This window comes from Candidatus Hydrogenedentota bacterium (assembly GCA_019695095.1).
Taxonomy (GTDB): Bacteria; Hydrogenedentota; Hydrogenedentia; order Hydrogenedentales; family SLHB01; genus JAIBAQ01.
In genome coordinates, this window is record JAIBAQ010000276.1 from 1 (window position 1) to 5,987 (window position 5,987).

Below are 5,987 nucleotides of genomic sequence, written 5' to 3' on the forward strand. Positions count from 1 at the left end.
GACCCGCAAGCCCAACCGGCACCGCGCTACGAATTCGATCAGCGCATCGCCTGGTAAACGCCGCGCGAGGACGATCCGATCCGCCTCGGCAAGAACCCGCTTGCGCCCTGGGTGGCCGCGGTGGCCGCATCGGCCACCGCGCCGACCCTGGGCCATCATCGTGCTGCGACTCCGGCGAGGTTTACAGGCTTCGTCGGCGCACTTTCTCCGCAGCGAGACTCCTCTCACCGCCCGTCAGAGCCTGGAAGACTTCCGGATGTGGCGTTGAATCTCCTATCCATTCACGCAATACTCGGGTTCGCTGTATCTTGACATGAGGCAACCATTCTCTCAAAGTTAAGCCATTGTTTTCTTGAGCGGCAATTCGAGATCGAGAGGAACGAACTTCTTCTCATCCGTATACCCAAATCGCCAGAGATCATGCAATGCTACGAGCGACTCCGCCGTCACTTCGCGCATGTTGTGCTCCTTGTGCGCTGTGCGACTCCGCAGTTCACTGCAAGCGACACCTGTGAAGATTAGCGTTTTGGCGTCCAGAAAGAAACGTACCGCCACCAAGTTCGCCGATGTTGGCGTATTCCCGTAACAACAACCACCCCGACCGGAGTCTGTTGTCGCAACATACGGACCGTCAGGTCGCTCGATGAACACTACATCAGCTATGGCAGCCTTAGCATCACGCACAACAGTTGCCGATAGTCCGAATGTCTTGACGTTCACACCCAGCAGTTGAGGATAGATACCGTCGAAGACGCAGTCTCCAAATCGACTGATCGCCCCAGGGTTGTCGAAAACAATGATCCGACACAATCGTGGTCGAGACGCAGCAGGTGTTCTGCACGCATTCGGCTGTGTAGCAAACTCCGCGCTCTTTGCGTCCCAAGCAGCGAAGTGCTTAAAAAGACTGAGTTCCCTCGCCGCAAGAGCACATTTACGGATCAGATCGCGGAGCCTGGATTGTCCTTGTTGATCCGGTGGAACGGTAGGTTGTGCCAACAAGTGCCGCAGTTGCCCTAACTCGTCATCCGTGATTAGTGCCTTGTCACGGTCCTGTGTTTTCGGCACCTCGTGGGCCAGTAGGTCAACAAGTGCCCTTGAGGAATAGGGGAAGAAGGCAGTAAGAGAACCACCCTCTTGGGCGATAGAAGGAAGAGCCGCCAGCCCCTCTGAATAGTCCTGGGGCGGAACGTCGTCAAATATCCGACTGAGCCAGGAAATGCGTCGCGGGTCCACAACAAATCCACTGCCAGGACGGGTGCATTCTCTCAGACCGGATGCAACGTGATTGTGAGGACAGACAACCCGTGCCTTCGGCCACAGACAGGCATCAATGTCATTGCCGTGTGGCTTCTGCGGTTCTTTCCTTGCTTTAAGGAACCCAGATCTAAATGCGTACTCCACAGCGAATGCGGTAGCTGCCGCGAGCGCGGCATTCCGGTACTTGTCGGCCTTTCCCTCACGTCGCGGACTATCTTGCACATCTGGTTTAGGAACGGACGTTGGGCGGAGAGATACCGGTGCCCCGATATGGTTAGACGTGACCGCGGGTGGTTCGGGCTGGTTATCGGCCAGAGGTAGGACTCTGTAGTCAGACGGGTCATCGGCATAATCAGAAACTCCTTTCACCGTCAGGCATGGAATCTCATATTCCTTACACACATGCGCGATCGAGTATGCTTCCATATCGAAGACTACAGGCCGCTTCCCAAGGTTCTTCGTTTGGATCACCTCTGCTGCATAAACTCGGCTGGTCAATACGACTTCCCCACTGACAAATGTCGCTTGCTTTGCGACAGGACGAGACACCGTCTTTTGTCCCTTGTAGTCTTCGTCATCCGCCTTACCCGTCCACTTGAGCCAATCATTCCGCACACTTTTGCCCTGCCACTCCAAAGCCGTACGAACCCAGCCGTGGGATGGAAACCATTGCTTCAGTGCGGTTGCCCGCTCATCGGCAGTCAACGCTGGAAGTTCACGCATCTGAAATATCTTGGACGGGCCACTAATCTTGCCAAACGAGTGATACTCATGGCCGTCGGCAACACAGACCGACCCCAACTGCAGCGGTGGGTTCTTTTCCGGACGGTAAGCACCGCACAATCCGACAACTACGATGCGCCGTGGAAGCAACTGCTCGCAAATCTGTGTGATTTTGACAGCCGAACGCACGCCGCCCATTGCCTCAGTTGTAACAACACCAATACGCAGACCGTCACGCTCCATCATACCCAACGCATCATCGTCTGGGAACAACGGATCTCTTGGCAAGTGTCGAGGCTCTGCCCCAGAACACAAGTCGACATTTCCAAGAAGATAGCGAACTAGGAAGTAGCGCTCCTCCCAAAGCGCAGTGAAGAAGACGAGATCATAGCGAGTTCCGCTCACGGGGAATATCCCTCCTGCGCTGTCGGTTGAACGTTCAGGGTGCCGCCATTGAACGAAAAGACGGTGTTGCACTGGCGCTTTACCCACTCGCGATTGTGGGTCGCTACGATTGCCGCAGCCACTCTCCCAGAAACGAAAGACCGAGTGAGTTCATCAGAGATGGACTTCAGTTCCTCATCAAGTGACGCTTGATGTTCATCGAGCAAGAGTATGCTTGGCCCTCCGAGGATGGCGGTGATGATAGCCAGAAGTTGGCGTTGGCCTCCAGAGAGCGTTCGGGTCACCAACTCCTTACGTGGTTCGACGAAAGCCGCAGCTTTCTCCGAAAAGCTACGCACGGATTCCAGAACGTGCTGAGTACTAGGCAAGCCCAGCGACAATCGGGCGTTGCGGCGGGTGGCCAATGCCAGCGTTTCCTCCACGGTCAGTTCCGAGGCGAGCGACTTGTAGCTTTCCTGATGGACACGACCGATGAGACGCGCCCGAGTGTGGGGTGGCGCGTTGGTGGCGTTCCTGCCGTCAAGGAAGACCTTTCCGGATGTGGGGCTGAGTTCGCCGGCTATGATCCGTAACAGGGTAGTCTTGCCGCAGCCGTTTGGCCCCATTAAGGCAATCGTGTCGCCCGGGGATATCGTCAGCGACACATCGTCCAAGACCCTCAGCGGGACGTCGGCCGGGCGGTCAAACTCTTTGGTCAGGTTCTCGACCTTAATCAAGTAGTTTGTGTCGTTCATCTCTACTCAAAGCAAGAAGGGTTATGGTAATCAATCCCGTGCCAAGCTTCACATCTGTTGACGATACTCCTATCGAGTAGGCCAATCCCACCGAAAGTTGGTAAAATACCATCCCGACTGGAGCGGCAAGAAGCTGCGCAAGGAGGGAATTGCGCCCGCATATCTTTTCGCCGATGATCAGGGACGCAATACCAATGATGATGGTTCCTGTTCCCAGCGAGACATCGGCAAAGCCGAACTTCAGGGCAAGCAGCGCTCCGGCGGCGGCAACCGAACCACCTGCCAGGGCCACAAGCAGGAGCCGGTACCGCGCGGGGTTTCGGGCGATGGCGGTTAGATACTCCGGGGAGCTGCCGGTCGAGCGGAGGGCAGTACCGAGTTCGGTCTTGAAGAAGACGAATACAGCCAGCCACGCGCAACCAGCCAGCACAAGCAAGATGGCGATGCGAGCATGCGGTACGGCAAATGCAGACTCCATTACGCCGTAGACCGGCAGGTTGGCCCGGCCCAGAACGCGCAAGTTCAGCGAGTACAGGATCGTGAGAATCAGGACGCTGGCAAGAAGTGGATTGATCCTCAACCGGCTGGCAATGGTCGCGGTAACCGCACCAATCAGCATTCCTGCGGCCACGGCACCCACAAGAGCGAGCGGGATACTCCAACCTGCGAGAAACAGTCTCGCGAATACGACTGCGCCAAACGCAAAGACTCCATCAACGGACAGGTCGGGAAATCCAGCAAACCTGAAAGTGAGGATCGCCGCGAAAGCCACGAAGGACAAAATACAGGTCAACTCAACTATGGAAAGCAGTTGGTACATATTGCTTCGCTATCGGACCATGATCCCACCACAGTGCCCGCAGTTGCATCTAAACGGAGTCGGAATAGAATCCTCTGTCGTACGGTAGTCGCAGACGATTTCCTCCCCGACCCGGATTGGACGGATTGATAGGAGTTGAACCGTTGTCCCGTCAAATCGCAAGGTCGTGTTCGGGACGCAAGAATGGTTCTCCCAACGCAGGAGGTCCTCCAGAAGATGCTCCGTAGCCGTCCGCTGGAGGCTTCCATAGACGGCATACACGGTTGTTGTGTAGTCGTCGGATTCGTAGATGACGGTGTTGCTGGGTATTGCCTTCCGCGCAAACATGCCCTTGCCGTGGATTCGCGACGAACGCGCAGCAAGCGGATAGTGTTGCACCTTGCCTGCCACAACGCTCATTTGCCATCTCCTTCGCTAATGCTGTCATACGTCTGCTTTGCTGCCGTGCGAACCGCATCTGGGATCTTCACGCCCATCCTTTCGGCCGCCGCCAAGTTGACGTGCAGGTCCCCACCCTGAGTGTATTTCACCGGCAGACTCACAACCTTCTCGCCACGGGCGATAGCGGCGATCAGTTTCGCCGCGTCGCGACCGACGTTGTAGTAGTTCTGCCCGAGGGCCGCAATGGCACCACGTTGTACGGACGAGTAGTCGCCGGCAAACAGCGGGAGTTTATTCTCAATGGCAAACGCAACCAGAGCAGGGAAGGACTTCGTTATAGTCACATCGTTTGCCGTAAATAGGCAGTCAACCTGCCCTTTGAAAAGCGGTAGCGCCATGGCCACCTCGGCGGCCGAGTGCACCGGCTTCTCGACGAGTTCAATGCCCTTTGCCCTGGCGTGATCGCGGATCAAGGGCATCGTCGCCGCAGAACTCGGGTCGTTCGGATCGAAAAGGATCCCCATCCGGGAAGTTCCCGGCAGTATCTGCCGGATCAGATCGAACTGCGAACCAATGGGCCATAGGTCACTCACCCCCGTAATACTGCCTTCCGGCGCTTTGGGGTTGCTCACGAGGTCGGCCGCAACAGGGTCAGTGACCGCCGCAAACACTATGGGTTTGTCGCCGACGGACTTCTTCGTCGCCTGCGAGGTTCCCGTAAAAATCGGCACAAATATCTGTATGCCCGTATCCTTGAACTGGGCTATGAGCTGCGGGATGGTGGCCGCATCTCCGTTTGCGTTCCTAACCGACACCTCGAACATTGCATCGCTTTCGGCTTTCAAGCCTTCCTCGATGCCTCTCGTTATGTCCGAGATCGCAACATGCACCATGGGTTCTATGATGCCAACATGCACGGAGCCCGCAGTCTGTCGATTCAGCCAAAGAATCGCCACCGCCATGACCAACGCAACAACAACACCAAGAACTACCCGCTTCGCCTTCATTCTGCACCTCACTTTTGTCTGCATTATCAGCCACCACAATCAAATCTTCACTGCACCCGAATCCGTTGCCTTCTCAAAGATAGGAAATCCAACGTAAAGGATAGGAGATCCAACGCCACTTCCGCAAGTGTTCCAGGCCCTGACAGCAGTCGTGATTCGGAAAATGCGTGCCGACGGAGCCTGCAAACCTCGCCGGAATCGCAGCGCGAGTAGGAGCATGGGTCGCCGCGGTGGCCGCGGTGGCCGCCGAGGCCGCCGCGGCGACCCATGGCGCAAGCGGTCCCCGACGAGCCCGATTGGACCGTCTTCGTACTGCCTTTACCAGGCGATGCGCTGATCGAATTCGTAGTCCGGCGCCGGCTGGGCTTGAGGATCGAACTGCTCCTGCTCGGCATCGGACATCTCCCACAGGGGCGGGCCGCGGGCCGGGGAGATGCGCGGCGGTGATGTCGGCTCGCCCACGTACGCGAGGATCTCGCGCACGGCCGACGCCTCTGTGAGGAAGGCGATGATGCGCATCTCGCCGCCACACTTCGTGTCCTTTCGGCAGAGCTGCAAATCCGCGGCGGCGCTTGAGTGCGGCACCGCACCGGGCACCGGAGACACTCCTTGGGGATGCTCGTCGGACGAAGGCAAGCGGCGAGAGCCGCCTGCCGGGCG

The 5,987-nt window shown here is 57.3% G+C and carries 6 protein-coding genes; all 6 read right to left on the minus strand.

Translation table 11 applies throughout. The features are described 5' to 3' along the window. Positions 1–336: 336 nt before the first annotated feature. On the minus strand, positions 337–2,385 hold the full coding sequence (locus K1Y02_24645) for a hypothetical protein (protein MBX7259571.1): 2,049 nt from the start codon (positions 2,383–2,385) through the stop codon (positions 337–339). Continuing rightward, positions 2,382–3,119 carry an ATP-binding cassette domain-containing protein gene (locus K1Y02_24650; GenBank protein ID MBX7259572.1) on the minus strand — a complete coding sequence of 246 codons (738 nt, stop codon included), beginning with the start codon at positions 3,117–3,119 and terminating at the stop codon, positions 2,382–2,384. The genes K1Y02_24645 and K1Y02_24650 overlap by 4 nt, the downstream gene beginning before the upstream one ends. After that, positions 3,094–3,939 (minus strand): ABC transporter permease, encoded by an 846-nt coding sequence (locus tag K1Y02_24655; protein ID MBX7259573.1) that lies wholly within the window; start codon positions 3,937–3,939, stop codon positions 3,094–3,096. The genes K1Y02_24650 and K1Y02_24655 overlap by 26 nt, the downstream gene beginning before the upstream one ends. Positions 3,940–3,948: 9 nt before the next feature. Beyond that, positions 3,949–4,338 (minus strand): SET domain-containing protein-lysine N-methyltransferase, encoded by a 390-nt coding sequence (locus K1Y02_24660; GenBank protein MBX7259574.1) that lies wholly within the window; start codon positions 4,336–4,338, stop codon positions 3,949–3,951. Further along, positions 4,335–5,327, minus strand: a complete 993-nt coding sequence (locus K1Y02_24665) for an ABC transporter substrate-binding protein (GenBank protein MBX7259575.1) — start codon at positions 5,325–5,327, stop codon at positions 4,335–4,337. The genes K1Y02_24660 and K1Y02_24665 overlap by 4 nt, the downstream gene beginning before the upstream one ends. A gap of 318 nt (positions 5,328–5,645) precedes the next feature. Then, the coding region (locus K1Y02_24670) for a hypothetical protein (protein ID MBX7259576.1) at positions 5,646–5,987 on the minus strand (342 nt) is incomplete at its 5' end.